Consider the following 25630-nt stretch of genomic DNA (forward strand, 5'->3'; position numbering starts at 1 on the left):
TTATGGATGCTCTGTCCGACGTACTCTCCATGCTGCGCGTGAGCAGCATCCTGACATCGCGATTCGAAGGACGAGGCGCGTGGAGCTTCCGGTTTCCTTCGTATCAGCACATCAAATTCGGTGGAATGCTGGAAGGGCGCTCCTTTCTGTGGATCGAAGGGAGCGCGGAACCGGTCGTGCTTGAACGCGGCGACTTCTACATGCTGACCGACGGTCAGCCGTTCTATTCCGCGAGCGACCCGAACCGGCCCGCACTCGACGGTCCCACTGCATTTCAGCCGCTCCGCAGCAGCAGTGGCGTGGTGCGTTTTCAAGGCGAGGGCGATAACGAAAACGTCAGCTTGGCGAGCGGTCGCTTCACGTTCGAGAACGACGTCGGCGACCTGTTGCTGCGGCACTTGCCGCCGCTGATTCATCTGCGCGCGTCGGATGTCGGCACGCATGCGTTATCGCGCGTGCTCGATCTGCTCAACTGGGAGACGGACGACCTGCATGTGGGCGCGGATGTGGCGCGCAGCGGTTTGGCGGCGCTCGTGCTGGTCCACGTGCTGCGCGCTTATCTGGCGTCGGCGCGACAACCGGAAGGCTGGCTCGGCGCGTTGGCCGATCCGAAGATAGGCGGCGCGCTGTCGATGATGCATGCGCAGCCCGGCGAGCGCTGGACGGTGGAGAGTCTGGCATCGGCGGTCGGCATGTCGCGGACGGCATTTGCGCAGCGGTTTCGGAGTCAGGTGGGAATTGCGCCGGTCGAATATCTCGCGCAGTGGCGCATGACGATCGCGCGTTCCGCGCTCAAGCATTCCGACGAATCGTTGACGGGGATCGCTTCGCGAATCGGCTATCAGTCGGACACGGCGTTCAGTATTGCGTTCAAGCGCCATACGGGGGTGAGTCCGGGGCGATTTCGGATGAGTGCGCAGTCGGCGGAGGGCCGGGGGGAGCCGGCGCCGGAGCACTAAGAGCTTTTCCGACCTAATAGCGCGTCAACAATGTATTGGACGCATGTTGTGAGCCGCTGCATCCTTCCGGCATGAGGTCGAACCCGTAGGCTGACGGTACGGAACGTGACGAAGGAAAACAATGAAAAACGAGAGACTGGCCGGCATCGGCTATGGATTGATTGCAGCCGTGATCTGGGGAGGATTTCCGGTCGTGACGCGTCTCGGCGTTACGCATTCGACGCTGGATTCCTATGACATCGTCTTCATTCGTTTTGTCGTTTCCGGCGTTCTTCTATTACCGGTGCTGCTTCGAGGCAAACCCAACGGACTCGGTCTGGTGCCTGCTCTGGTGATGGTCGTTGGCGTGGGCGCGCCTTATATCCTGCTAGTGGCCACTGCGTTGAGCCGCGCGCCGGTCGGTTATTTCGCGCTGACGCCCGGCAGCATGATTGCATTCACGGCCATTCTCGGCAGGTTCGTCATCAAGGAAACGCTTTCCACCGCGCAGAAAATCGGCATTCTGACCGTATTGTTCGGCATGGGCATGGCCGCATTCGATGTTCTGTCCAACACGGGCGGCGCGTTTTCCATCACGCTGTTCGTTTTGGGCGGACTGCTCTGGGCGATCTATAACGTCACCACGAAGCGCTACGCCGTCAGCGCGATTCGCGCGACGGCGATCGTGTCGGTCGGCTCGGCGCTTTTCTATAGCCCGTTCTATGTGCTAAATCGAGGTCTATCGCCGCTATTGCATGCGCCGATTGCCGCCGTCGCGATTCAGGCGATCTATCAGGGTGTGCTGGTCTCTATACTGGGGCTTTATTTCTTCAGTAAGGCCGTTTCGATCCTGGGGCCGGCTATTGGCGCGACGTTCGCCGCGCTCGTGCCGCTCCTCGCCACGATTGAAGCCGCATTGCTGTTGAAAGAGCAACCGCATTCGCTTACGCTGGCCGGCATCGCGGTCGTGACGATCGGTATGGCCGCCAGTCTCGTCAAACGTTGGAGTCGCCCGCGACTGGCGGCGTCGGCTTAATGCGGTGCTGTACCGGTTGTATCGGGTGCGTGTAGTTGCTAGCGAAACTAACGGGTACAGTAGGAATTTCTCTTCGCCGCATTTACAGCGGAGGGCGCGCCAGTTCGAGCCAGCGCTGCACCGACGGTCGTTGCCACTGACGCGTGGCGTAGTCGGCCAATTTCTCAGGCACGGGGTCGCCATGCAGCACGAGGCGATTCAGCATCAACGCAAGATCCAGATCGGCAATGCACCACTCGCCGAACAGATTCGGCGAATCGCTGGAGAGCAGAGACCCGGCCAATGAGTACAACTTTTGCGCCGCGGCGTTAGCGGAAGCGGACAGCGGCGCGGCCGGCGCGCGATAGAACACGACCAGGGTGGAGCGCTCCTTGCGGATCGGCATCAGATCGCTGCGAAGCCACGCCTGGACCTGGCGCGCTCGCGCTTTGTGAAAACGCGCTTGCGGATAGACGGGCGTTTCGGGAAACGCCTCGTCGAGATATTCCGTGATCGCCGACGACTCCGACAGAGCGAAATCGCCGTGTGTGAGCGTAGGAACGCGCTGCGTCAACGATTGGGCGGCATAGCCCGCTTCGTGATTCGCGTTATTGGTGAGATCGATCGTTGAAAGATCGAACGGCAAACGCTTCTCCTGAAGCGTTACGAAGACCGACATGGCGTAAGGGCTGATAAATTGCGCGTCGGTGTAAAGACGAAGACGACCTTCTGGCAAAGCACTCTCCTTGGGCGTTGAACTGAGCTATTACCGGTAGAACACGTAATCGGCGAGATAGGGCGAGCTTCCGACCTGATGCTCAGTCGAACACGGTGCCTGGGGCGCTAATCCGCCGACGGTATGCAGACGTTGCACGTAGCGGACCTCCGCAAGGGTGCCGCTGGCGCCCGTGCCGTGCGTTTCAAGCAGCAGTTGGGGAATGCTGGCCGGCGTCTCGCTCGGTTGCTGTGCGAGCACATGACCTTCGATTTTGCTGCCGTCTTCCGCTTCCCACGACGGCCCCGCGCCGTGATGAACCACGGCATGACCACTCGTATCGAACAGTATCGCCTGCGGACTCTTGAATACCCATCCCAGACGATGCTGCGAGTCGAACTCGCACGAATAGTTCTGCACGCCGGACGCGGCTAACGTCATCTCCCGCGTGCCATGTGGCGGCGTAATGGATGAACTCGCGGACAAACTGACGGGAGCGGATGGCTGTATCGCGCACGCTGCCAGCACAGACAGCATGGCGGTTGCGAGGGACGGCTTCAGGAAATGCTGGAACATAGGTCTCACCTTGACGGGATGACGAGCAACGCGAAAGGACGGCCCGGCGGAGAAGCGGCCAGGCGAATTCGATAGTCCAGATAGTACGCGATGACAGGACATCCGCGTTGAGCGAGCCTTTGCACGAGTCTGGGCGACTCGAGTTCTCAACGGCGTGTAGGTGCGGCGTCAACTCTCAATGTCGATGCTGATCTTCCAGCGGAAATAGCCCTTTATCTTCTCATCGCTGCCGAGCACGACGAAATCCGCCTCACACGTCGTGCTACCCGCGGTCAGCACTTCGCCACGCCAGAAATGACCGCCTGTCTTCTGGGTTTTCGGCTGCAGCAAGTCTTGCGGATTCGGCACGGACAGCGTTGCATGGTCTGCCACTACCTCTAACGAACTCATGACGCTCCCGTCCGCCAAAGCGAAACGGTAAAAGACAACGCTTTCTTCCGCTCTCAACGACAACGCGCTCTCGCGTAGATGCAATTCGTCTCCCGCGCTGAGTTTGACCACTATCCGGCTGTCGTTGCGACCGATCTGTTGTGCGTCGCCGGCGTTCATCACGTAGACGTGCTGGCCGCCTATCGGCGTCGGCGCGTCGGCATCGAGGCTGGCGTCGGGATGCGCTGCGAGCAGTGTCGCGGCGTCGACGATGACGAGTACATCGTCATGCTGACCTGGCATGAGCACTCTCCGGTGTGACAAGCAAAGGAAACGGACGATCGCCGTGCAGCAATCGCCCGCCCGTCAGTATCAGTTGTGGATCGAAATAAACGGATCCCACGAGAAGCAGCCGTTGGACTGGCAATTACGGTCGATAATCTGGAAATTGAAGTGGTAAGTCACGCGGCCCACCTTCAGCATTTCCGACGACCAGTAATAGTTCGCGACCTTCTGGCAAGTCGGCGTGGCCGGCGAGCTCGTGTTCGGCACCGGAATCGAGGCTTCCGCCATGCGCGGCGTCGGCGTTGAGATCAGCTCGTTGCCCACGTTGCCGATGAAGCGATAGAAAATCGCCTGTGTTTCGAAGCCCAACGAGAGGCTCGTTTCGCGCCAGCGGATCAGATCGCCCACCTGAGCCTTGATGTCGAGTTCTCCACCCGCCTGGCCTGAGATCACATTATCCTGGTTGGTAATCATGTAGACATAGCGCGGATCGATCTGCGTGGGGGCGTTCGGGTTCTTACTGGGGTTCGGGTACTTCTGCAGAATGGTTGCTGTATCGAATGAGACGAGCACATCGGTCACGCGTGACATAGGAACTCCTAATTAAAGTAGAGGGTCTTGCCGCAGCACGAACTCGCATCGCGCGGCCGCCCATGCACGAGGATCATGCGTGCCGTAACGTTGTCGCGGCAGAGTCCGGGCGAACCGCAGACGAAATATAGGTCGCACCTCCTGAGCCACGTAGCTGCCAAAACAGAGAGGTACGCGAGAAGCGGAAAAGGCCTATGGGAAATCGCTCGCATAGCCGACATAACGGCATTGCCCTATTTGAAGCCGATGTTCGCCTGCCGGGAAATCTATCTTTCGGGCAGTTACACGATCAGGCGATCAGGCAACGACACGCGTGCTCGCGAGTTTTCATCTTTCGGTTTCGTTACGCTCCCCTGCAACGCTGCGGCAATGGGACCCGCACTTCGCGACGCGGAGCTTCATTTCGCGCCGCGCAGGCGCTGTTCGTCGCAACGCGGTGGTGGGTGACCGGCGTGTCCGCGAAGATGGCGTCACAGCAGGTTCACACCACAGATAGCGGGACGCCAACATGCCACCGACGAGCTTTTCTTCCACCACACGACGAACAAGATTCGTCGATATGGCCGGAAATGTGATAAGCATCGACCTGTTATCTGAGTTATTGATCAACCCCCGGATTCGATACTGCGCAATGAACCTACTTCCGACCCCACCCCGATGGCTGTTGCGAACGCTTCGGGTGACGATTCCGACCACGGTCGGTAGCGCGTGGCTGTACAGCACGATTTACGAAGAGTCGTTCATGAAGGATCTGATGTACGCCTTTCTCGTCGTATCGATCACGCAGGCATTGATCGTCGCGGGCCGTCACGGGCTGTCCTACTGGCTGCGTCGGCGCCTTCCCGAGAATCTCGACGCGAAGCGGAACTGGCCGGGCTGGGCGTTGATGGCGCCGTGGATTATCGGCTCGCTGATCGTGGGGTACTTCGCGGGTGTCGATCTCGGCGATCTGCTCACGGGCACTCATCGCGAGCCTTTGATCATCGCGGCGGACACGCGAATGGTTTTTCTCAGCATTGTCGTGGCACTGGTTCCTGCCGTCGGCATTAACTACTTTCTTTACGCGCGTGCTCGCATGGCTGCCATGGAAACCCGTACACAAGCGGCACTGCGCACAGCGGCGGAGAATCGCCTGAAATTGCTGGAGTCGCAGCTCGAGCCGCATATGTTGTTCAACACGCTGGCTAATCTGCGTGTGCTGATCGGCCATGACGCACCGCGTGCGCAAGGCATGCTCGATCATTTGATTGCCTATCTACGGGCTACGCTCGAGGCGTCGCGTACCGGACTGCATCCGCTTTCAACCGAATTCGAGCGGATCGCCGACTACCTCGCGTTGATGCAGATTCGCATGGGGGCGCGGCTGCAAATACGGCTTGAACTGCCGGCGGAACTCGCCACGCTACCCTTGCCACCTTTGCTTCTGCAGCCGCTGGTCGAAAACGCGATCAAGCACGGATTGGAGCCGAAGGTGAAAGGCGGCCGGGTAGAAGTAACGGCCAGGCTTCACGGTGGGGCGCTGATACTCTGCGTACGCGACACAGGCGTGGGGCTCGACGCGCTGCCGGAACATGGCGCCCGCTTCGGCTTGCAACAGGTCCGCGAGCGCCTCGAAGCACTATACGGCCGAGCAGGCCAGATTGAACTGATTCCCGCAACGGACAAGGAAGGGGGCGCTCTCGCGACCGTCACGCTTCCGTATCAACGGTAAAACCATCATGAACACGACAGCTTTGATTGCGGAAGACGAGGCGCTGCTGGCCGCCAATCTGCAAGCCGAATTACTCAGGTTGTGGCCTGATCTGGAGATCGTCGCCAGTGTCGGCGACGGCGAGAGCGCGGCGGAACAGGCGCTGACGTTGCAGCCCGATATTCTGTTCCTCGATATCCGCATGCCGGGTATGACGGGCTTGGAGTGCGCCGAAGCGCTGACCGAAGATTGGCCCGAAGACGGCAAGCGGTTCCCGCTGATCGTGTTCGTGACCGCGTACGACCAATATGCGCTGCAGGCATTCGAGCGCTCGGCCTTCGACTATGTGCTGAAACCGGTACAGACCGAGCGCCTCGCGAAAACCTGCGCGCGTCTGCAAGAGCGCTTGCAAGACCGTTTGCAAGACCGCCTGGAGGACCGCCTGGAGGACCGCAAGCCGCCGCAAGTCGCGGTCGCTTCGCTCAATGCCGTTGTCGATCAGATGCGCGAACTGCTTGCCGCCGGTCAACCGGAATCGTCGCGCAGAGTGCCTGCCGCGGCGCCATTGCGCGTGATTCAGGCGAGCGCCGGGAACACCATCACGATGGTTCCCATCGACGACATTGTTTTCTTCGAAGCCGCCGACAAATACATTCGTGTCGTGACGGCGGATCGCGAGCATCTGATCCGGCTGTCGTTGCGGGAACTGTTGCCGCAACTCGACCCGCAGCAGTTCTGGCAGATCCACCGTGGCGCCGTGGTGCGCTGCGAAGCCATCCAGACCGCCCAGCGGGACGATGCGGGCAAATTGACGCTGACTTTGCGCGGCAATCCGACCCGGCTGGTCGTTAGCCGCTTGTACGCCCATTTGTTCAGGGGAATGTAAGGTTCGGGCTGTTTGATCGACAAAAAAATAAGTGGGAATAAAGCGGCGATTCGATATGTTTACCCTTGCATGGACGGCGAAAAACACCAACGCCGCGAACGAGGGCACAAGGGCGGAAGGAGTGCCTTCGCCTCGCGAGTAGTACGCAGCGGTAAGCGAGCGAGGAGGTTTTATCAATCACGCAGATAGGTATATTCAATCTCTGACTAGTTAGGCATCCAGATGAAAGCAAAACTCTTTATCGTTCTCGCGCTGGTCGTCGCTGCCTCGGCCGGCGTCATGACACCGGCTTCGGCGAAGGAAGTCGCTCACACGAAAACGCAGCAGTGCGTCGGCCCCGCAGGTTACTGCACGCCTTACTTTGGTAGCTAACGTATCAACTTCACTGGGGCAATCGTTGCCCGTTAATTCACTACGTCTTAAAGGAAACTGAATCATGAAAAACGCTCTCGTTTGTTTCGCTCTCGCCGCTGGCGCATTGGCTACCCCTGTTCTCAGCTTCGCTCAATCGAATGCGCCGGTGACGCGCGCTGAAGTGCGTGCTGACCTGGTCCGTGTCGAACAGGCTGGCTATAACCCGTCAACCAGCGACGACGCCACCTACCCTGCGGACATTCAGGCAGCCGAGGCGAAAATTGCCGCGCAAGACACGCAGCAAACGACGCAATCTTCGTACGGCGGTGTGGCTCAGAACGGCAGCTCTTCGTCTGGGCGACCTGTGCATATGACGATGAACGCCGGTTGTGTGGGCCCGGTCAGCTACTGCAATCTGTACTTTGGTAGCTGAATAGTGCGCACGGAGGATCCTGCTGCAGAGCCGGGTGAGCAGGATCCGTCAAAATTTCTCCGCTACGCCACCACGTAGTTTCAAAGCTTTACTTCAAGTTATCTCGCATAACATTCGTAAGACATATAAAGATCCTGTATCGCGTGCCGATATAGTGATTGATAAAGCGGATGTCGGCCGGACGTCCTCTACACATACCAGGAAATAAGGCACGCTCGATATGACCACGTTGTCGTCGTTGAACGCACTTCCAGCACTGGCAGTGACGCCGCTATCGAACGCAAGCGCAAGCGTTGCTTCCGTGAGCGCCACTGCTTCACAAGAATCGGTCACGGCAGCCGCCTCGACCATCGTGACGATTCCGTCGATGATTGGCGTCGACGCCCCCGTGGTTTACACGCCAGAGGGCAAACTGGCGAACGTAGCGCCGACCGTCACGTGGGCTCGAAGCAGCACGGATGCCGTGACTATGGCGATGGCGGGTAATTACATGTCGCAGTCCATCTCCGGTCAGTTCTCTGGCCTCGGGAGCGCGCTGCTGGATCGTTTCAAAACGACGGGCAACGATTTCTCGCAATCGGTCAATGTTGCATCGACCGGTGGCGTCAGCGGCCTGGAACAATCGGCACAAAGTCCGCAAGGCGATATCAAGCTGACGGTTAAAACCGCGAGCGGCGTAGAGGTGGATATTGCACTGGATAGCAGCGGCGGCACACTCTCCGTCAGCATGCATAGCAGTGGCAAACTCAGCGATGCCGAGCGCAGCGCGCTGGCGAAAATGGCCGACGGTTTTCAGCACGCAATCGACGGCCTTAGTGCGGTACCGCCCACTGTCGATCTCAGCGGTCTGATGGACACGGATCCGGCGGTGCTGTCTTCGGTGAGGTTGCAATTCAACGTCACGAATGACGGGCCAAACAATCTGGCGGTCGATTTTTCCACGAGCAGCGCCGCCCGAACCCTGAGTATCTCGGGCGCGGCGGGCAAGATGAACGTCGATGTCGACACCAGCAATTCCACGCTGTGGGGCTCGGACGCGCAGCGCAACCAGGCCATTGCAAGCTATCTGAAGCAGATCGACAATGCGACCGCGCGTGGTCACGGTAACGCGGCGTTGATGAGCATGTTCAAAGATGCGTTCGCGCAGATGAACAGCAGTGACGGAACGCCGTCGCAACAACTCGCCGGCACGGCTTACGCCCCCTGGCTGGCCCAATCGGATCACGCTATGTTGACGGGCCTCGCCGATTTCAGCGCGTCGGTTACCGAAACGCCGGTGTCGTCGAATCCGTTCCGTTTAGGCGAGGTGGATGCATTCTCGTATCAGCTATCGCAAAGCACCCGCAGCGAAGGCAATCTGCTGAAGGGCACGATCTCGCAAACCCAGCAATCGCATCTGAGCGCGAGCTATCACCAGGCGCTTACGGGAACGGGTGCGCCATTACTCAACACGTCGAAGTCATCGCAGAGTTACTACTACATGCAGATCAACGACGACGCCGACAGCACCACCCAGATCGCCACTGAAAAGGGCAAGTTGCTAAGTGCGTCGTTGAGCCAGTCGTCGAGTCAATCGACGCGTCAATCCGAATACGTGCGAGGTGTGCTGGTTTCGGATGTGACCACGCCTTCCAGTTCATCGCAGTCGAAAGATTTGCTGGCGTTGTTGAAGCCGCTATTCGAAGGCGGACAGGCGGAACGGAACAGCGACTCGTGGCAGCAGGCGTTGACGGGGATACACAGCATGGTTCTGCTGGGGGCGACGACGAATTGAAGTCGATGCGAGCGTGGCTGGTGACCGGCAAGGTCACCAGCCACGTGAGCACAATGCGCACCAGCATTCCGCGCTGCAGGCCTTGACCGCCTGCGGCCATTGTTCTGGCGATGCCGGACATGATGATGTGGGTCGTACTCAACGGCAGGCCAGTCAACCCCGCAGTGCCGATCAGCAGCGAGCCGACCAGTTCGGTGCTGGCGCCTTGCCCCGGCGTCATGTGTTGTTTGCCCAGCCGTTCACCGAGCGTGCGAACCACTCGCCGATAAAATTCATCAACCCGGACCAGACCATCGCCTGAGCCGGTTTCAACGATTGCGTGTAGATGACCGTCGCGACGGCATTGGAAGAGTCGTGAAAATCGTTGGTCGATTCGAATGCGAGGACCATGACGACGCATATCACCAGTGGGGAAAAATTCGCGGATGTCGGCCAGTTGCTCCGTGAATGCGAGCCTTAAAAAATAGTCGGCGGTTATGACAATTTAAAGTCAGCCTCCGATCGGTGCGATGCGCTTGATTTCCGCTGATACCTCGTGTGTTCAATGCTGCCGGTGTTGAATAGTGTGCTCCTCCCTTCTTTGCCTTCGATCGGACACTTTTCCGACACGCGTGTGTCGTAACGTTCTATGTCTGCAACGAACACCGTTGCCTGCCAGATTCCCGACCGATCAGTTTGAAAGAGGCGCACATGCCGGCAAAACGCGAGTCGAAGAAGAGTGAACAGAAGGACAGCGACAAGAAAGCGAAGCGAAAGGCGCCGCGTGAAGGCAAGGCGGCGGCTCGTTCGGACGCGTCGACTGCTACGGCCGCGCCTGTGCCTCAGCCGGGCAGTATCGACGCACCTGTCACGCTGCGCGAGCGCGCGCTGACACATCCCGTGTTTGCTCAGCCGCAACCGACGGCCGACCCGACTGTGTTCCGCATTCCTCATCCATCGGACGACGCGGCGTACAAAGAGATCGATAAACTCAATGCGGAACACAAGCTCTTTCCGCTGCCGTTTCCCGCGCCGCGCGGCGGCGTCGAGCCGCAACTATCGCTGGCCGAGGTGTTTGGCGGCAATTCTGGTGCGATCGATACGGTAACGGTGTCGGGACAACTCGTCTTTCACGCGCTCGGCGATTGCGGCAACACAACGGGGCCCGCCACGCAGAATGAAGTCGCCGACAAAATGACGGCTGACTTCGCCGAGCCGAACGCGGCCGAGATCCCGCAGTTCGCGCTGCTACTCGGCGATGTGGTCTACAGTTTCGGCGAGAGCAAGTACTACTACGATCAGTTTTACGAGCCCTATCGCAACTATCCGGCGCCGATTCTTGCATGCGCGGGCAACCACGACGGTATGGTCTCGCCCGAGGCACATGCAAAAAGTCTCGCGGCATTTCTGCGTAACTTCTGCGCACAAGATTTCGTCGTGACGCCGGAGGCGGGTGGTTTAACGCGTACCGCGCAAATACAGCCCGGCGTGTTCTTTACGTTCGAGGCGCCGTTCGTGCGTGTGCTGGTGATCTACAGCAATACGCTGGAAGACCCGGGTGTGATTTCGGACCCGCATATTGGGCGCAGCCAGCTCGACTATCTGGATGCCGCGCTCAAACGCGTGAAAGCGGAGAAATTCACGGGGGCGTTATTGATCGCCGATCACCATCCGCCCTATTGCGCGGGCGGTCACGGGTCGAGTACCGCGATGTTGCAGCAGATCGATGAGATCTGCGAGGCCAATGGCGTTTGGCCGCATGCGTTTCTGTCCGGACACGCGCACAACTATCAGCGCTTCACACGCACCCGTCGCACGGACGGCACACAGATTCCCTACATTGTGTGCGGTAACGGTGGGCATGGACTGATCAAGCTGGTGCCGAGCGGCGCTGCGCCGATTCGCGCGCCACAGGTTTTGCAGGCGGCATCGGCGAATAGCGACCTGGTGGTGCTCGAGAACTATGACGATACCAATTACGGTTATCTTCGGCTCGTCGTCACCGCTTCGCAATTACGCATTGAATACCATTCGGCTTCGGACGGTCTGACCGCAAAAGCGCCGAACGACTACGTCGCGGTCGACCTCGGTGAGCGCAAGATCGCGCATTTCGTCGCGGTGGATATGGGCCGCCCGGGCGCCGCAAAAGCGGCCCGCGCCATGCTGAAGCGCTAAAGCATGGAGGCTCGTAGCCGCTTGCGACGGATAGCTCGCGTAATCGACTTTGTTCACCCAATGGCCTTGCCAGGGACACTCTCTTGACGAAGCCGCTTGCCTTCGGTGTAACCGTACTTCTTGCCATCGTGGGCGTCGTCTTTGCAATTGGCGCGCCGTTTCTGCTGGGTGTTCATGCCACGTTGGCCGGCCTGCAGGCGGCGTCGGCCCGTCTCATCGTCATGCTGGCGGCGAGCGCTTTCGTGAGTGCCGCCGCGAAGGCCGGCAAACAGCAGTTGATGCAAACGGCCCTGGGTCTTCGCATACGATTCCGGCGCACGCTCGCCATCACCTTCATTACCGACGCGGCGTTCCTCAGCTCTCCGTTTGGCGCCGCCGGATATGGCGTGAACCTCGGGCTGTTGCAACGTGCGGGCGCTTCATGGACGCAAGCCACCACCGTGGTGAGCGGCGATCAGGCACTCGACCTCGCGTTCTTCACCGTCGCGGTGCCCGTTTCGTTCGTGTCGTGCATCGGCCTGATCGCCGGGCTGATTACGCCGAAGTCCTTGCATATCGTGGCGGGTGCATCGATCGGTGCTGTCGCGCTAGCGTGCGCGATCTGGACCTGCCGGCGCAAACTCGCGGAGGGTGCGGGTGGCGCGATCAGGCGTGCTGGGATGCCGACACGTCCCCCCGCACGCTGGACGACATTCGTCGCCAATGTGCGCGACGAATGGCGGCATCTGCTATCGGGGTCGCGCTGGCGGCTCGGTGCATTGCTTGTACTGACAACGACGCAATGGCTGCTGCGTTATGGCGCGTTGTGGTTCATTCTGCTGGAACAGGGTTATTCGTTGCCGCCCGGTTTCGTGGTGGCCGTTCAGGCGCTGGTTTTGCACGCTGCGCTGTGGACCGGTATTCCGGCCGGTGGTGGCGGCGGCGATCTTGGGCTCGCCGCCGCATTCGGCGGCTGGGTGCCGCATGCCGCAGTCGGGGCGGCACTCATACTGTGGCGTTTCGCGACGTTGTTCTGTCCTCTCGTGTTGGGCGCCATCGGCATGCTTGCCCTGGCGGTTGCACGTGTGAATAGACGGAGTTGAACGTCGCGCGTCGTGGCGAAGAAGCGGCATGCCGCGGAGATTCCACAGACTACCGCGGACTATCGGGCGATCCTTTCATGCGTGTCGCGAAAGAAGCTCGTCCGTGGCGGATGCGCAGTTGTAGCAATCGAACCGTCTGTGTAATCAATGCAAGCGGATAAACCGCTTTCAGCAGGTCGGCGATCATTCGCCATTCGGCGCGGACACCACGCCAATAGCCAAGCTTTTCGGTTTTGCGGGCCTGGGTCACATGAGGCCAGTGCGTCACCGCGATTCGCAAACGCCGCTCTATGATCAGTCGATTCATGAACACTTCGATCCCGAAGCGCGGTAACGCCTGGATTTGCTCAAGGGCCGCGTGCAGCAGCGCCTTCTTAACGACGCGTTCCCCGGAAACGAAATCGAGCCCGATAGCGCGAAACAGCGTCAGGCTGTTCTGCCGCAGGCTGATGCTGACTTCCGCACGCCCTTTGAGCACGGGGGCCGCCAGCTCGCTGATATGCTCGGCGGCGAGCCCTTTCAGATCGGCGTCGAGCAGCATGAGCAGATCACCTTGTGCAGCGGCGATGCCATCTACCATTGCCGCGCTCTTGCCGCCATTCGCACCGCGCACGATCAGGCGCACAGAGGGAAACTGTTTGACGATGTCGGCGGTGCCGTCGTTGGAACCGTCGTCGACGACAATGACCTCACCCAACGCGGGATGCACCGCGGCTACTGCGAGTACCTTTGCAATTCGTGGCGCTTCGTTATACGCGCAGATGATGCATGAAATGAACTGGGAATTGTAAGGGGACGGGCTGGCTGTCATAGTTGGGCAGAAGCCGCACCTTGGTCGCGGTAACGACCGCGCAAGGCGCAATGGAAGGGGCCGCGCCTGAGGGGGATCGCAGGCATGAGCGCTTGAGACGTCGCTCCATCATACGCGAGCCCCGGCTGTCTGGTTCGCTACGCACGAAGGAATACGTTGTATTCATTGCGACGAATTACTCTGCCCATGAGACATACCACGCGGGCGTGAAACCCGCGTGATGTTGTGAAATATAGTCGACGGTGCCGGCACCACCGCATCAAGCTGCCTTGCGACGAAGCGCGGCCTCTTCGAGCTCGCGTACGATTGGCAGTACTTTTTCCCCAAAGTATTCGACCTCTTCGATGAAATGCAGGAACCCGGCCAGGATGAGGTCGACACCCACGGCCTTCAGTTCGACGATCCGCTCTGCAATCTGACGCGGTGTGCCGATCAGATTGGTACGGAAGCCGTCGTTATACTGCACCAGGTCCTCGAAGCTCGACTTCGCCCAGTTTCCCTCGCCTTCAGGCGACGCGCTACCTGCCTGTCTGGCCGCATTGCCGAAAGCATGCACGGCTTCCACGTGTGCGTGGGCGATGATGTCGTCGAGCACGGCACGTGCTTCTTCTTCGGTATCGCGCGCAATGACGAACGCGTTCACGCCAATGCGCACCCTGTGGTCGTTTTGCGCCGCCTTCGCCTGAATGTCGTCGATCTGCAGCTTGAGATTCTCTGGCGTATTGCCGTTCGTGAAGTACCAGTCGGACACGCTCGCAGCGTTATCGCGGGCTGCGCGCGAACTGCCGCCCTGGAAGATTTCCGGATACGGTTTCTGTACCGGTTTCGGATTTAACGTGTAGTTGTTGAAGCGATAGAAGTCACCACGGTAGGTGAAGTTATCTTGCGTCCAGATACCCTTGAGCGCTTCGATGAACTCGCGTGAGCGACGGTAGCGTTCGTCGTGCTCCAGCCACGGTTCGCCGATCGCGGTGAACTCACCTTTGAACCAACCGCTGACCACGTTGATGCCAATACGCCCGTTGGAAATATGGTCGATCGTGGCAATCTGCTTCGCGACCACGGCCGGACTCCACGGGCCAGGCAGGATCGCGGCGAGTACTTTCAATTTCGTCGTTGCGTGCAGCAGCGCCTGACTGAACGACACGGATTCGTGCTGGTTGTCCGCGCCGTAGCCCGCGGTAAAGCGGATCTGGCTCAGCGCGTAGTCGAAACCGGCGCGCTCGGCAGCTTGCGCGAGCTTCTGGTTGTACTCGACACTCCAGTCGGTGCGCTGTTCGATCGTGCTGACAACCAGGCCGCCACTGACGTTCGGCACCCAGTACGCAAATTTCAACTCTTCCTGACGCTCGCTCATATCGATTCCCTGTTCGTTCGCAAACCGGAGCGGACTCCGGTGGCCTGTCGGCAAAGTTGGCGACGCACAGGTCGAATTTATGGCAGGGATGCGCCCTGGATCAATCAATTAAATCTGCTATCGATCGATGAAAAATGCGTGATCTTCATGCTCAAAAGTACGAGGCCGGAGTCGTAGCAACGGTTTGAGTGAGACAGCGTTGGTTCGCGCCACGCATTGTGCAGTCTGCGTATATGGAAAGCGCCAATCGATCTATTGGCGAGCGTAGTCGTCGGCTAGTTCGTGTGATGACGAAGGCGCGCAACGGGTCGATCTGCTGGAGAGTGTGAATGCGCATATAAAACGATAGAGCGAGCAGGCGGGAGATACCTGACTCGCTCTATCCATGCGCCGCCGCTGTGAGCGGCGGCGCGTCCAAGGTCTTCAATGACTGTCGACCTGGTTGCCGGGCGGCTTATTGCCCGGTGTATCCGACTGGAACAGTCGAATTGGCCTTGGCAACCGTTGCGTTGCTCGACACGATGTACTGCGGCACTTCGGTGAGCGTCAGCGTGACCTGGCCATTGGTGTAGGGCAGCGTGGTCATGTTGCCATAACCGTCGATGTCCGTCACATTGCCCGACGTGCCGGCGTTATCCACCGTCAGCTTGTAGCTGGTCGAGTAGCTCTGGCTGTAGACGCCAGCGCTCGTCGGCCACTGTGCATTGCTGTGCGCCCATGCCGCGGTCACGACCTTGCCGTTGCCGAGTTGCTGGAACGAGTAAGCGTAGGTGCCTTGCGGCGTGCCGTTCACGCGGCCCAACGTGTTCGTACCGTCGAGTGCGCGCGTCATCGTCGCAAATACCATGGCTTCCGGCTTCGGCGACAGGTTCGTCGCACCGAATGCGCCTTGCGCGTCGTTCAGGTCGAAGAACGTACCGTAACCCACTTCACCCGGATAGTCCGGACCGTAGAACAGCGTCGTCAGTTGCGCGCCGCCACCCAGCACGATGATATGTGCCCGCACGCCCACTGCTGCTTGCGCAAACAACTGGTTCTGCGACGGTACCGTCGGACCGTAGTTGAGACCCGGATCGTAGCTCACGCCTGCTTCGGTGAAGAAGAGCTTCATGTTCGGCTTGCCCGCTTGCATGATCGCGCGCAATTGCGTCATCTGATTGTCGAGCGCATTGGCCTGATTCGCCGTGCTCGGGTCCGAGTCCTGCAACTCAGGCGGATGCGCCGGATAGGTGCCCGCATTCCAGTAGCCGTGCGTGGCAACTGCGTCGATGTAATTCCACAGACCCAGCGCGCCGTACTTCTGCAGATAGCCGGTGGTACACGTGTCGCAGTTCGACGCGAACGGGTTCGCCGTGCCCATCACGACAGCATTCGGATCGGTCGAGTGAATGCCCTGATACGCCGCTTTGTACATGGCGACGAAATTCGCATCGCTATCGGCCCAGCCGAGGCTCGGTTCCCACGTCACCTGGTAGTAGTTGCTCTGCTGATTCGGGTAGTTTGCCGCACGAATCTGGCTTGTGTCGGTGCCGACCTTGGCCATGAAGCTCTGGAACTCGCTCATGTTAACCGGAGCGTAGTAGCTGTCGTTGAACTGGCCGGTCTTCGAATCCCATGCAGGAATACCGTCGAGACGCACAATGCGCATCTGATCCGGATTCGCCTTGTAGAACGGATCGAGGTCGCTCACGCTCGGCGTGTACGTGTTCGGACCATTGGGTTCCATGGCCGATTGCTCGCGATCGTCGATCGTCCACGTAATGCCAAGATCATGCAAGGCGGCGATGTTGCCGTTGAAACCCTGCATGCCGAAGCGATGCTGATCCTGATGAGCGTATGTAACGGTGCCCAGTACCGAGCTCAGGTTCGGCAACACGCCGAACGTGGCAATGCCCGTGGGACGCGTACCGCTGCTCGGCAACGTGCCGCCGTTCGAGCGCAGCGTCGCAGTCAGTGCACCGTAGCCAGACCACGTCGACGTACATGGAATCGTGCTGGTTTGCACGCCGGATTTAACCGCGAAGCTGCCTTGCGATTTGATCGCGCCATTCGAGTCTGCGACGGACCAGACGACCGTGTCCGCGCTCGGCACGTTGGTCGTGATCGCGAGCTTGAACGCTGCGTTGTTCTGGAAAATGCGCATGCCGTCGGTGGTCGGCGTGTCGGCGCTGATTACGCCGTTTGCGGTGCCGCCTGCGGTTTGCGTCGGCGTGCTGCACGAAAGCGTGGCGCTGCCTGGTGCCGGCGACGGGGTAGGGGTGGGCGTCGGCGTCGGGGTGGGCGTTGGGGTCGGTGTCGGAGCGGGAGCCGGGGTAGGTGTCGGAGCCGGCGTCGGCGTCGGCGTCGGCGTCGGGGCTGGCGTCGGTGTGGGTGTCTTGGACGGAGTTGGTGCCGGGGTGGGCGTCGGCGTAGGCGTAGGCGTCGGCGTAGCGGCAACTGCCATCACCCAGCACGACTTGCCATAACCATAGGCCGGATCAGTCTGCGAAACCGCGCCGACATAGCAGCCGACGCCATTGCTAAAGGTCTTCGGCGCGGTCAGCATGACCGACGGCGAATTGGGCGGAACCGCGCCGAACACTACGGAGCCCGTGCCGAGGAACGAGCAGTTGCCGTTCTCTTGTCCACACAGCTTGTACTGCTGGCCCGCCACAGTGATGGTGCCGCTTTGAGCAGCCTGCACGCTTTCCGCACCAAACGATGCCAACACCGTTGCCGAGGCAACGCCTAGAAGTTTCCAATATCTCATCATTGTCCGTGTATCGCTAAAAGCAGGTTTTCCCCGAGGAATCAGCAAGATCGATCAAAGTCGTCCGCGTTGGCGTTATGACTGCAGAGAGAGGTCAACCAGAGAACGCGCCGAAACCGCGTTCATTGCTGAAGAAGCCGACGCTCGAGCGCGCCGTTGTTATGAGAACGAGAGCCGTTAGACAGCCGTTCGTGCGACGACCTGTCAGTCGATTGAATGCTTAACAATCAATCACGTGCCGGTCGGCGTTTATATTACGTAATACTTACTATTAACTACGAAAGGCTTATTCAACAAAGCGTTCCAGGTGGTCACACCTTTGAATAGGCAATGCCACGCATCGAGCGCGGCATATAGCAGCACTTCAGCGTACCCACTCGTTGTGTGAAAGCTCAGTCGACTTCCCAGCCTTCGTCCTCCGACTCGCGGACGCGCGACCGGATAAACGGCACAACCCTTGACGACATGCCGATGACGTGACTCGTAAAACTCTGGCAGGGCTCGCGTTGATACAACGGCGCGCCTTGAATGTGAAAACAAATTTCTGGTAGGCACGCGCAACGAAGGAAATCAGGACAGCTGATGGTCAAGCTAGGTCCCATTCCTTCGCAACTGACGGCCTGGCGCCGATAAGAACGCGACGTTACGACAACAATTGAGGCTCGCCCAAAGATCAGACTTAACGCTCAACGTCGCGCAACCTGCACCAATGCAATTATTGCCGACATTGGTTGCTTTCTTGTGAATCTGGTATTACTTACAGATCCTTTCGGCAGAGGAATTATAAACGTTTCACCGATGTAACGTGGCGGGAATTCGAGACGATAAGTGATAATGCCGAGAATCGATCGGCTGAGGCGGCTTATGACCAACCAAAGGTGGTGTGGAGGAAAATCTCTGCCTCACGATCCGCTGGAAAAGATAAATCTTTGATTTGTCAGCGGATTGTGGATGGGTGGTAGTGGGTCGGAAAGCACGTCTTTTTATATTAATATTATCAATAGGTGCGCACTATTCGAATTGATGGAAATCAGATGGGGTGCGAACAGATAATTCGTGTTACGTCACTTTTTTATTCGATATTTTATTTAATTCGAACCCTAATTTAATTAAAAATTGAGGGTGAAACGGCGTTCAGCTGTAGCCGGGCGGCGCGAGCCTGTAATCGGCAGCGCGCCCGCAGTTTACTTCACCGCTCCCAGCGCCAGGCCCTTCACCAGGAATCGCTGCAACCACGCAAACACGATCGAGACCGGCAACGTCGCGCATAAGGTTGCGGCCATGACAAGATGCCATTCGACGACGTACTTGCCCGCCACCATATCCGTTACCTGCACAGTGAGTGTTTTGTTTTCCGGCGAACGGATCAGCGTATAGACAACAGCAAACTCATTCCACGCATTGATGAACGTGAAGATGGCGGTCACCACGATCGCCGGTACGGCGAGCGGCAGGAAGACCTTGAAGACGGCCCTGGTGCGTCCGCATCCTTCGAGCCACGCCGACTCTTCCAGATCGCGAGGCACCGTCTGAAAGTACGAAGACAACATCCATACGGCGAATGCGATATTGAACGCTGCGTAAGAGACGATCACGCCGATCTTCGAGTCGACCAGATTGCCGTCGCCATAGGGGATCATGGCGGCGAGGCGGAACAAACCCACCACGAGCAGGATGGGGGACAACATTTGCGTGACGAGCAGGAACTGGCGATACAAACCGCGTCCGCGAAACGGGAATCTGGCCAACGCGTAGGCGGCGGGCAAGCTCACGGCCAAAGCGAGCGCTGTCGACAGTAAGCTGATCACCGTGCTATTGCGTAACGCCACGCCGAAATTCGCCGCTTGCCACATGTCGGCGAAATTGCTCCATTGCCAATGTACGGGCAACCAGCGCGCCGGATAAACGAAAATCTCCGTGGCCGGCTTCAATGCCGTGAACAGCATCACGGCAAACGGAAACAGCACCACCACAACCAGCGGCGACAGCGCGAGCCAACACCACAGCGAGCGCTTCATCTTGATGCTGAGACTCATGATGGATCTCCTTCTTTCGCGGGCTGCAGGCGCAGATAGGCGATCGAGAAAACGAACAGCATGACGAGCATGATCAGCGACACCGCGGCTGCTTCACCAGGGCGTCCCAGCCGGAAGCCCAACTCATACAGGTACGTGACCAGAATATGCGTACCGTTGTCCGGTCCGCCTTGCGTCATGACCCAGATAATCGGAAACGAGTTGAACACGTAGATCACATTCAGCAGGATCGTCATGTTGATGAACGGCCGCAGCAACGGCATGGTGAGCTTGCGAAACTGCTGCCATGCGCTCGCGCCGTCCATGCGCGCCGCCTCGTAAATGTCGCCAGGCACGGAGGACAACCCGCCGAGCAGAATCGTCACCGTAAAGGGTATCGACACCAGAATGCCGACGGCGATCTCCACCGGAAACGCAAGTTCCGGCGTCGCGAGCCAATGGATCGGGCCGCTGATCAGCCCTAGCCTTTGCAGCGTGACGTTGACCATGCCGTAGTCGTCGTTGAAAGCCCAGCGCCAGACCACGGCGGTCATGGTCAGTGAGACGGACCACGGCAGCATGACGATCGTGCGCGCTATACCACGGCCGTAGAAGTCCTGGTTCAGGATCAACGCGACCGGCACGGAAATGAGTACGGTGCCGCCCACCACGCACACGGTCCAGACAACGGTGCGTCGCGCGGCGGCGAGAAACGCGGGGTCGCCGAAGATCGTATAAAAGTTCTGTAGGCCGGTGAAGTCGCGAATCGCACCGAAACGCGAGACCTCGTGCAGCGATTGCCACACGATGTTGAAAATCGGATAGCTGATAATAAAGAGCGCGAGTACCAGACTCGGCGCAATTAGCAACCAGGGCGCCTGCAGGCGCGAAGAAGCAGAACGGCTCATGCGTGCTCGATCGTAAGACGCGTTTGCGTTCATTCGCGCGCGCGCCGGAATGGGCCGGATGGTGCATTACGACCGAAACGCGCACCGCCTTCACTTCGGCGTCGCGCGTTCCGTGTTCGGCAAATCACCTCGAGATCGCTCAGTGATCAGAACGAGCGATCAAAACGCGATCAATGGCCGAGCGACTTGTTCGCTTGCGTGGCCGCCGCATTCAGCGCGTCAGCCGGCTTCGCCTTGCCGAGGTAGATCGACTGCATTGCATCGGTCACGGCCTTTGCGGTGTCTTCCCAGCCGGTCACGGTCGGCGCGAAATGAGCCGTTGGCAGCAACGCGACGAACGCTTTCGTGTCCGGATCGTTGAACGCCGGATCGGTCGCTTCAGCCTTGGTGGTCGGCAGGAAACCTTCGGTCGTGGTGAACTCGACGCGCGGTTCTTTCGTGAACAGATAGTCGAGGAACTTCCAGGCCGACTTCTTCACCTTCGAGTTCTTGAACATCACGATCGAATCGGTGACGGCGTAGGTGGCGTGCGTCGTGCCCATCGGAATCGGATCGATGCCGTACTTCAGGTTCGGCGCTTCCTTCTTGATCTGCTTCGACAGGAACGGTGCGGAGATCACCATCGCGACACGGCCCTGTTTGAACAGGTTCTGCACGTCTTCGCGGCTATAGCCGGTCACGCCGGGTTGCGTGAGACCCTGATCGATCATCGACTTGTACAGCGTGGCCGCCTTGATACCGGCCGGCGAATTGAACGCCGCCTTGCCGTCCTTGCCGACGACGTCACCGCCATTGGTCCACAGCGCGTAGTAATAGTAGACGTCCGTTTCGATTTCCTTGCCTTGCAGACCGAAGCCGGCAATGCCCTGCGCCTTGAGTTTCTTCGACGCGTCGATCACATCGTTCCACGTTTTCGGACCGTCGGGATAGCCGACCTTCGCCAGCAGATCCTTGTTGTAGTACAAAGCGCGCGCGGAAGCCGCGATCGGCAGGCCGTACACCTTGCCGTTGATTTCGCCCGGCGCGAGGAACGGACCGATGAAGCGGCTCTTGAAGCTCGCATCCATGTAACCGTCGAGCGGTTCGGCCACGTCGTCCTTTACGAAGTCGAGCAACCAGCGCGTGCCGACGATCGCGAGGTCGGCATTGGCGCCGCCGGAAATGTCCGTCTGGAGTTTCTGTTGCAGCGTGTCCCAGTTCACGTCTTCGATCTTGATGGTCGTGCCGGGATTGGCCTTCTCGAAGTTGCGGGCCATTTTCTCGAAGTACGGCGCCGTCGCGTCGCTGTAGTGCGCGACCGTGACGCGGACCGTGTCGGCGTGAGCCGCGACGGCGATACCTGCAAACGCGAGCGCCACGGCAACTTTGCCTAGCGCGAGGGAAGCACGGGCATGCAACGACATTCTCTCTCTCCTGTTGTCGATCGGAGTGGGCGCTTGAGCGCTCACTCCGGTCCCATCCGATGAGGGTGGGGTGGTCTGCTGCCGTCGCCGGCCGCTTTGGGTTAAATTGTTTGAAAAAATCCTACATGACGAAAAATAGCTTGTCACGTAGGGTCTGCCATATTTTTTTGCAGCGAGTTTTGTGCATAAGATGCTGTAAAGCAGGGGTATTCTGCGTAAACGCGAAGTCACGGATACCCAATCTTCGGGATGACTAGACAACTAGCCTGCATCGGTTTGTAGGAAATTTACACGCTAATCCGGTGCGCATGACCGGTTGATGAGCGAGGCGGACATGAATCGTGTGGTGTTGGTAACGGGCGCTTGCGGCGGTATCGGCAGCGTGTTGTGCAAGCGTTTCGTGGAGCAGGGCGACACCGTGCTGGCGCTCGACATCGACGCGTCAGCGCTTCACGCATTGACCGCGCAACTCGGCGATGCGCACGTCACGCCGGTCGCGGTCGACCTCGGCGACGCCGCCGCGGTGCCGCAAGCGGTGGCGGCCGCGGCCAAGACGCGCGGTCCGGTGGATGTGCTGGTCGCGAACGCCGGCGCCGCGCAGGGCCTGACGCTCGCCAGCACCGACGCCGCGAGTTGGCAGCGCGACATTCACCTGAATCTGAACGGCACGTATCACACGGTGGAAGCGGTACGGGCGTCGATGATCGAACGCCGACGCGGCGCGCTGGTGTTGATCGGCTCGGTGAACGGTATGGCCGCGCTCGGGCACCCCGCATATAGCGCGGCAAAGGCCGGCCTCATCAGCTACACGAAAGCGCTGGCCATGGAACTCGGCCGCTACGGTATTCGCGCCAACATCGTGTGTCCGGGTACGGTGAAGACGCAGGCATGGCAGGCGCGCGTCGACAAGAACTCGCAGGTGTTCGAGGATCTGAAGAAGTGGTACCCGTTGCGCGACTTCGCGACGCCCGACGACATTGCCGACGCCGTGCAGTTTCTCGCGTCGCCGATGGCGCGCGTGATCACCGGCGTCGCGCTGCCGGTGGACGGTGGTCTGATGGCCGGCAATCGTTTGATGGCGGAAGAACTGACGCTAGAACAGCTTTAACCACAACGGCACGGCGACGCCCGAACAGAAAACCCGCCGCCCCGGTCGAATCAACGAAGCAAGACGATGAGGACAGCATGGCAGCAGTGCAACTGAGCGGCATCTTCAAACGCTACGGCGACACGCAAGTGGTGCACGGCATCGATCTCGACATCGACGACGGCGAGTTCGTCGTGCTGGTCGGGCCGTCGGGCTGCGGCAAGAGCACGCTGATGCGGATGGTGGCCGGGCTCGAGGAAATCAGCGGCGGCGACCTGATGATAGGCGGCACACGGGCGAACACGCTCGCGCCGCAGCAACGCAATATTTCGATGGTGTTCCAGAGCTATGCGCTCTATCCGCACCTGTCGGTCTACGAAAACATTGCCTTCGGACCGCGCATTCGCAAGGAGTCGTCGGCGAGCTTCAAGCCGCGGATCGAAGCCGCCGCGAAGATGCTGAATCTCGGCGGCTATCTGGACCGCTTGCCGCGTGCGCTCTCGGGCGGTCAACGGCAACGCGTGGCGATGGGTCGCGCGGTGGTGCGCGAGCCGTCGCTGTTTCTGTTCGACGAACCCCTGTCCAATCTCGACGCCAAGCTGCGCGTGCAGATGCGCACGGAAATCAAGGCGCTGCATCAGCGCCTGAAGAATACGGTGATCTACGTCACGCACGATCAGATCGAAGCGATGACCATGGCCGATCGCATCGTCGTGATGAACGCGGGGCGGATCGAACAGATGGGGCGTCCGCTGGAGTTGTACGATCGTCCGGCGAATCTGTTCGTCGCGAGCTTCCTCGGCTCGCCGTCGATGAATTTTGCCGAAGGCGTGGTGGCGAGCGGCGCGCAAGGCCCAGGCCTCATGTTGAAACTGACCGGCGGCGGCGAGATCGTGCTGGAAGGCGCGTCGGCTTCGGCGGCGGTCGGTGCGAAGGTCACGCTCGGCGTGCGCCCCGAACACATCGAGACCATGGCGCAGACGCCGGACGCCACGATGGAAGTCGAAGTGGTCGAGCCGACTGGCGCGGAGACCCACTTGTACGGGAAAATAGGCGGCAGCACGTGGTGCGTGACGACGCGCCAGCGCTCGAAAATCGAGCCCGGCCAGCGTGTCGCGCTGCGTTTTCCGGCGGAACATATTCATCTGTTCGATACGGAGAGTGGGCGCAGGCTGGTCTAAGCCGCGTGTTGCCGTCCGAATCTGACTGAGACTGCGACGCGGATTCATTTAACCCGTAAGAAAACGCTGGGACGTCCCGCGTTTTCCGCTCCGCAGTCAGTCCATCGCCCCGCAGGAAGTCCCCTTCGGAGGCCGGCGCGAAGCGACAAGTCTGAGGGCGCTTTTAAGGAATACCGGGTGTCCGCACCGAACTTGATTCCCCACATCCGCAGCGCGTTGGCCAATTTGCGGCCTGCCGAACGCAAGGTCGCCGATATGGTGCTGAGCGACGTCGACTTCGCCATGCGTGCGAGCATCACCGAACTCGCGCAGCGCGCCGACGTGTCCGAGCCCTCCGTCACGCGTTTTTGCCGCGCGATCGGGGCGCATGGTCTGCGCGACTTCAAGATGCAACTAGCGCAGAGCGTGGCAGGCGGCATGCCGTACGCGTCGACCGCGGTGGCGCGCGACGACGACGTGCAGACCTTGATGGACAAGGTGGGCGAAGCGGCGATCGACGGCATCACGCACGCTCGCGGCGCGCTGGACCCCGCCGTGGTGGAGAGCGCGATCGCGGCGCTGTCGAGCGCAGGACGCGTGTTCTTCTTCGGCGTCGGTTCGGGGTCGGGCCTTGTGGCGCAAGACGCGGCATTGCGCTTCCTGCGGCTCGACATTGCGTCGACCGCGTTTACGGACGGCCACTTGCAGCGTTTGTACGCGGGGCTGATGGAGCCGGGCGACGTGGCATTCGCCATTTCGCATTCGGGCCGCAGCGTCGAAGTGAATGAAAGCATGCAGATTGCAAAAGAGCGTGGCGCGACCACCATTGCGCTGACCAACGTCGGTTCGCGGCTGGCGTGGCTGGTCGATATTCCGCTGCTGCTGCGCGTGCCGAGTCCGATCGATCCGAACACGCCGGGCGTGTCGCGGCTCGTGCATCTGTGCATCATGGACGCGCTTGCGATCGGCGTCGCGCTGAAAGCCGGTCCGAAGACGCTGGAGAAGATGCGGCATGCGAAGGCCAGGTTGGCGTCGCATGAGCCGGAGGCGACCGGGGAATGATCGTCACGTAGCCGTTCGTGGAACCTGCTGACTTTCCCCCGCTCTTTGCGCTCCGCATAAATCCCATCTGCTGGCTATCAGCGATACCGCGCTGAAACGCCCATATTCACACTCCCGCCTCATCACCGTTTTACAACGGACACCGCTCGCCCTAAAATCCGCCGCACTAGCTCGATTCGCGAGCCCGCCGCAGAACGTCAAATAAAGCAAACCGGG

General features: G+C 59.8%; 23 protein-coding genes and 1 pseudogene. 12 read left to right on the top strand and 12 right to left on the bottom strand.

The features are described from left to right. Window positions 1-2 precede the first annotated feature (2 nt). Both B0G83_RS01165 and B0G83_RS01170 read left to right on the top strand, forming a co-directional pair. Entirely contained in the window at window positions 3-959 is a 957-nt protein-coding gene (locus B0G83_RS01165; RefSeq protein WP_105505607.1) for an AraC family transcriptional regulator, read from the top strand. A 121-nt stretch (window positions 960-1080) separates the two neighbouring features. Then, window positions 1081-1974 carry a DMT family transporter gene (locus B0G83_RS01170; RefSeq protein WP_105505608.1) on the top strand — a complete coding sequence of 298 codons (894 nt, stop codon included), beginning with the start codon at window positions 1081-1083 and terminating at the stop codon, window positions 1972-1974. An 82-nt stretch (window positions 1975-2056) separates the two neighbouring features. On the opposite strand, the gene yfcF is transcribed toward B0G83_RS01170, so the two are convergent. From yfcF to B0G83_RS01190, 4 genes are all read right to left on the bottom strand, one after another. Beyond that, complete coding sequence (yfcF, locus tag B0G83_RS01175; RefSeq protein WP_105505609.1) at window positions 2057-2689, bottom strand: glutathione transferase; 633 nt, start codon at window positions 2687-2689, stop codon at window positions 2057-2059. Between the two features lie 30 nt (window positions 2690-2719). Then, window positions 2720-3244 (bottom strand): DUF3455 domain-containing protein, encoded by a 525-nt coding sequence (locus B0G83_RS01180; protein ID WP_105505610.1) that lies wholly within the window; start codon window positions 3242-3244, stop codon window positions 2720-2722. Window positions 3245-3412: 168 nt separating this feature from the next. Beyond that, window positions 3413-3916 (bottom strand): AidA/PixA family protein, encoded by a 504-nt coding sequence (locus tag B0G83_RS01185; protein ID WP_105505611.1) that lies wholly within the window; start codon window positions 3914-3916, stop codon window positions 3413-3415. Between the two features lie 69 nt (window positions 3917-3985). Beyond that, entirely contained in the window at window positions 3986-4489 is a 504-nt protein-coding gene (locus B0G83_RS01190; RefSeq protein ID WP_105505612.1) for an inclusion body family protein, read from the bottom strand. 631 nt (window positions 4490-5120) lie between these two features. On the opposite strand from B0G83_RS01190, the gene B0G83_RS01195 reads away from it, so the two are divergent. The 5 genes from B0G83_RS01195 (at window position 5121) to B0G83_RS01210 (ending at window position 9626) form a co-directional block, all read left to right on the top strand. After that, a complete protein-coding gene (locus B0G83_RS01195) occupies window positions 5121-6200 on the top strand; it encodes a sensor histidine kinase (RefSeq protein ID WP_258167637.1) in 1080 nt (359 codons plus the stop codon). Window positions 6201-6207: 7 nt separating this feature from the next. Further along, on the top strand, window positions 6208-7065 hold the full coding sequence (locus B0G83_RS01200; RefSeq protein WP_105505613.1) for a LytTR family DNA-binding domain-containing protein: 858 nt from the start codon (window positions 6208-6210) through the stop codon (window positions 7063-7065). Between the two features lie 222 nt (window positions 7066-7287). Continuing rightward, the gene (locus tag B0G83_RS38445) at window positions 7288-7437 is read left to right on the top strand and encodes a hypothetical protein (protein ID WP_181156654.1); all 150 of its coding nucleotides are present in this window, start codon (window positions 7288-7290) and stop codon (window positions 7435-7437) included. A gap of 64 nt (window positions 7438-7501) precedes the next feature. Continuing rightward, entirely contained in the window at window positions 7502-7852 is a 351-nt protein-coding gene (locus tag B0G83_RS01205; RefSeq protein ID WP_105505614.1) for a DUF4148 domain-containing protein, read from the top strand. A 301-nt stretch (window positions 7853-8153) separates the two neighbouring features. Then, on the top strand, window positions 8154-9626 hold the full coding sequence (locus tag B0G83_RS01210) for a hypothetical protein (protein ID WP_258167638.1): 1473 nt from the start codon (window positions 8154-8156) through the stop codon (window positions 9624-9626). 79 nt (window positions 9627-9705) lie between these two features. On the opposite strand, the pseudogene B0G83_RS39515 reads toward B0G83_RS01210, so the two are convergent. Both B0G83_RS39515 and B0G83_RS38875 read right to left on the bottom strand, forming a co-directional pair. Next, window positions 9706-9846 (bottom strand): annotated as a pseudogene (locus tag B0G83_RS39515) (hypothetical protein); the annotation flags it as partial. After that, window positions 9843-10016, bottom strand: coding sequence for an inorganic phosphate transporter (locus tag B0G83_RS38875; RefSeq protein WP_219849008.1), 174 nt, complete (start codon window positions 10014-10016; stop codon window positions 9843-9845). The pseudogene B0G83_RS39515 and the gene B0G83_RS38875, both read right to left, overlap by 4 nt. Before the next feature lie 300 nt (window positions 10017-10316). Between B0G83_RS38875 and B0G83_RS01220 the strand changes: the two genes are divergently transcribed. Together B0G83_RS01220 and B0G83_RS01225 are read left to right on the top strand one after the other, a co-directional pair. After that, complete coding sequence (locus B0G83_RS01220) at window positions 10317-11780, top strand: metallophosphoesterase (protein ID WP_105505616.1); 1464 nt, start codon at window positions 10317-10319, stop codon at window positions 11778-11780. Between the two features lie 83 nt (window positions 11781-11863). Beyond that, complete coding sequence (locus tag B0G83_RS01225) at window positions 11864-12862, top strand: flippase-like domain-containing protein (protein WP_105505617.1); 999 nt, start codon at window positions 11864-11866, stop codon at window positions 12860-12862. A 49-nt stretch (window positions 12863-12911) separates the two neighbouring features. Here B0G83_RS01225 and B0G83_RS01230 read toward each other — a convergent pair whose 3' ends face one another. The 6 genes from B0G83_RS01230 to B0G83_RS01255 all read right to left on the bottom strand — a co-directional run bounded on the left by B0G83_RS01230 (window position 12912) and on the right by B0G83_RS01255 (window position 22105). Beyond that, window positions 12912-13673 carry a glycosyltransferase gene (locus tag B0G83_RS01230; protein ID WP_105505618.1) on the bottom strand — a complete coding sequence of 254 codons (762 nt, stop codon included), beginning with the start codon at window positions 13671-13673 and terminating at the stop codon, window positions 12912-12914. Between the two features lie 259 nt (window positions 13674-13932). After that, window positions 13933-15030 carry a dimethylsulfone monooxygenase SfnG gene (gene sfnG, locus B0G83_RS01235; RefSeq protein WP_181156655.1) on the bottom strand — a complete coding sequence of 366 codons (1098 nt, stop codon included), beginning with the start codon at window positions 15028-15030 and terminating at the stop codon, window positions 13933-13935. Window positions 15031-15484: 454 nt separating this feature from the next. Continuing rightward, on the bottom strand, window positions 15485-17782 hold the full coding sequence (locus tag B0G83_RS01240; RefSeq protein WP_105505619.1) for a hypothetical protein: 2298 nt from the start codon (window positions 17780-17782) through the stop codon (window positions 15485-15487). Between the two features lie 1181 nt (window positions 17783-18963). Then, entirely contained in the window at window positions 18964-19815 is an 852-nt protein-coding gene (locus B0G83_RS01245; protein ID WP_105505620.1) for a carbohydrate ABC transporter permease, read from the bottom strand. Then, complete coding sequence (locus B0G83_RS01250; protein WP_105505621.1) at window positions 19812-20702, bottom strand: carbohydrate ABC transporter permease; 891 nt, start codon at window positions 20700-20702, stop codon at window positions 19812-19814. The genes B0G83_RS01245 and B0G83_RS01250 overlap by 4 nt, the downstream gene beginning before the upstream one ends. 170 nt (window positions 20703-20872) lie before the next feature. After that, window positions 20873-22105: a sugar ABC transporter substrate-binding protein gene (locus B0G83_RS01255; RefSeq protein ID WP_105505622.1), complete on the bottom strand. Its 1233-nt coding sequence runs from the start codon at window positions 22103-22105 to the stop codon at window positions 20873-20875. Between the two features lie 334 nt (window positions 22106-22439). Between B0G83_RS01255 and B0G83_RS01260 the strand changes: the two genes are divergently transcribed. The 3 genes from B0G83_RS01260 to B0G83_RS01270 all read left to right on the top strand — a co-directional run bounded on the left by B0G83_RS01260 (window position 22440) and on the right by B0G83_RS01270 (window position 25414). Beyond that, entirely contained in the window at window positions 22440-23213 is a 774-nt protein-coding gene (locus B0G83_RS01260) for an SDR family oxidoreductase (RefSeq protein ID WP_105506523.1), read from the top strand. A 77-nt stretch (window positions 23214-23290) separates the two neighbouring features. Then, entirely contained in the window at window positions 23291-24373 is a 1083-nt protein-coding gene (locus B0G83_RS01265; protein ID WP_105505623.1) for an ABC transporter ATP-binding protein, read from the top strand. A 177-nt stretch (window positions 24374-24550) separates the two neighbouring features. After that, on the top strand, window positions 24551-25414 hold the full coding sequence (locus B0G83_RS01270; RefSeq protein WP_105505624.1) for a MurR/RpiR family transcriptional regulator: 864 nt from the start codon (window positions 24551-24553) through the stop codon (window positions 25412-25414). Window positions 25415-25630 lie beyond the last annotated feature (216 nt).

The organism is Paraburkholderia sp. BL21I4N1, assembly GCF_002973525.1.
Taxonomy (GTDB): domain Bacteria; phylum Pseudomonadota; class Gammaproteobacteria; order Burkholderiales; family Burkholderiaceae; genus Paraburkholderia.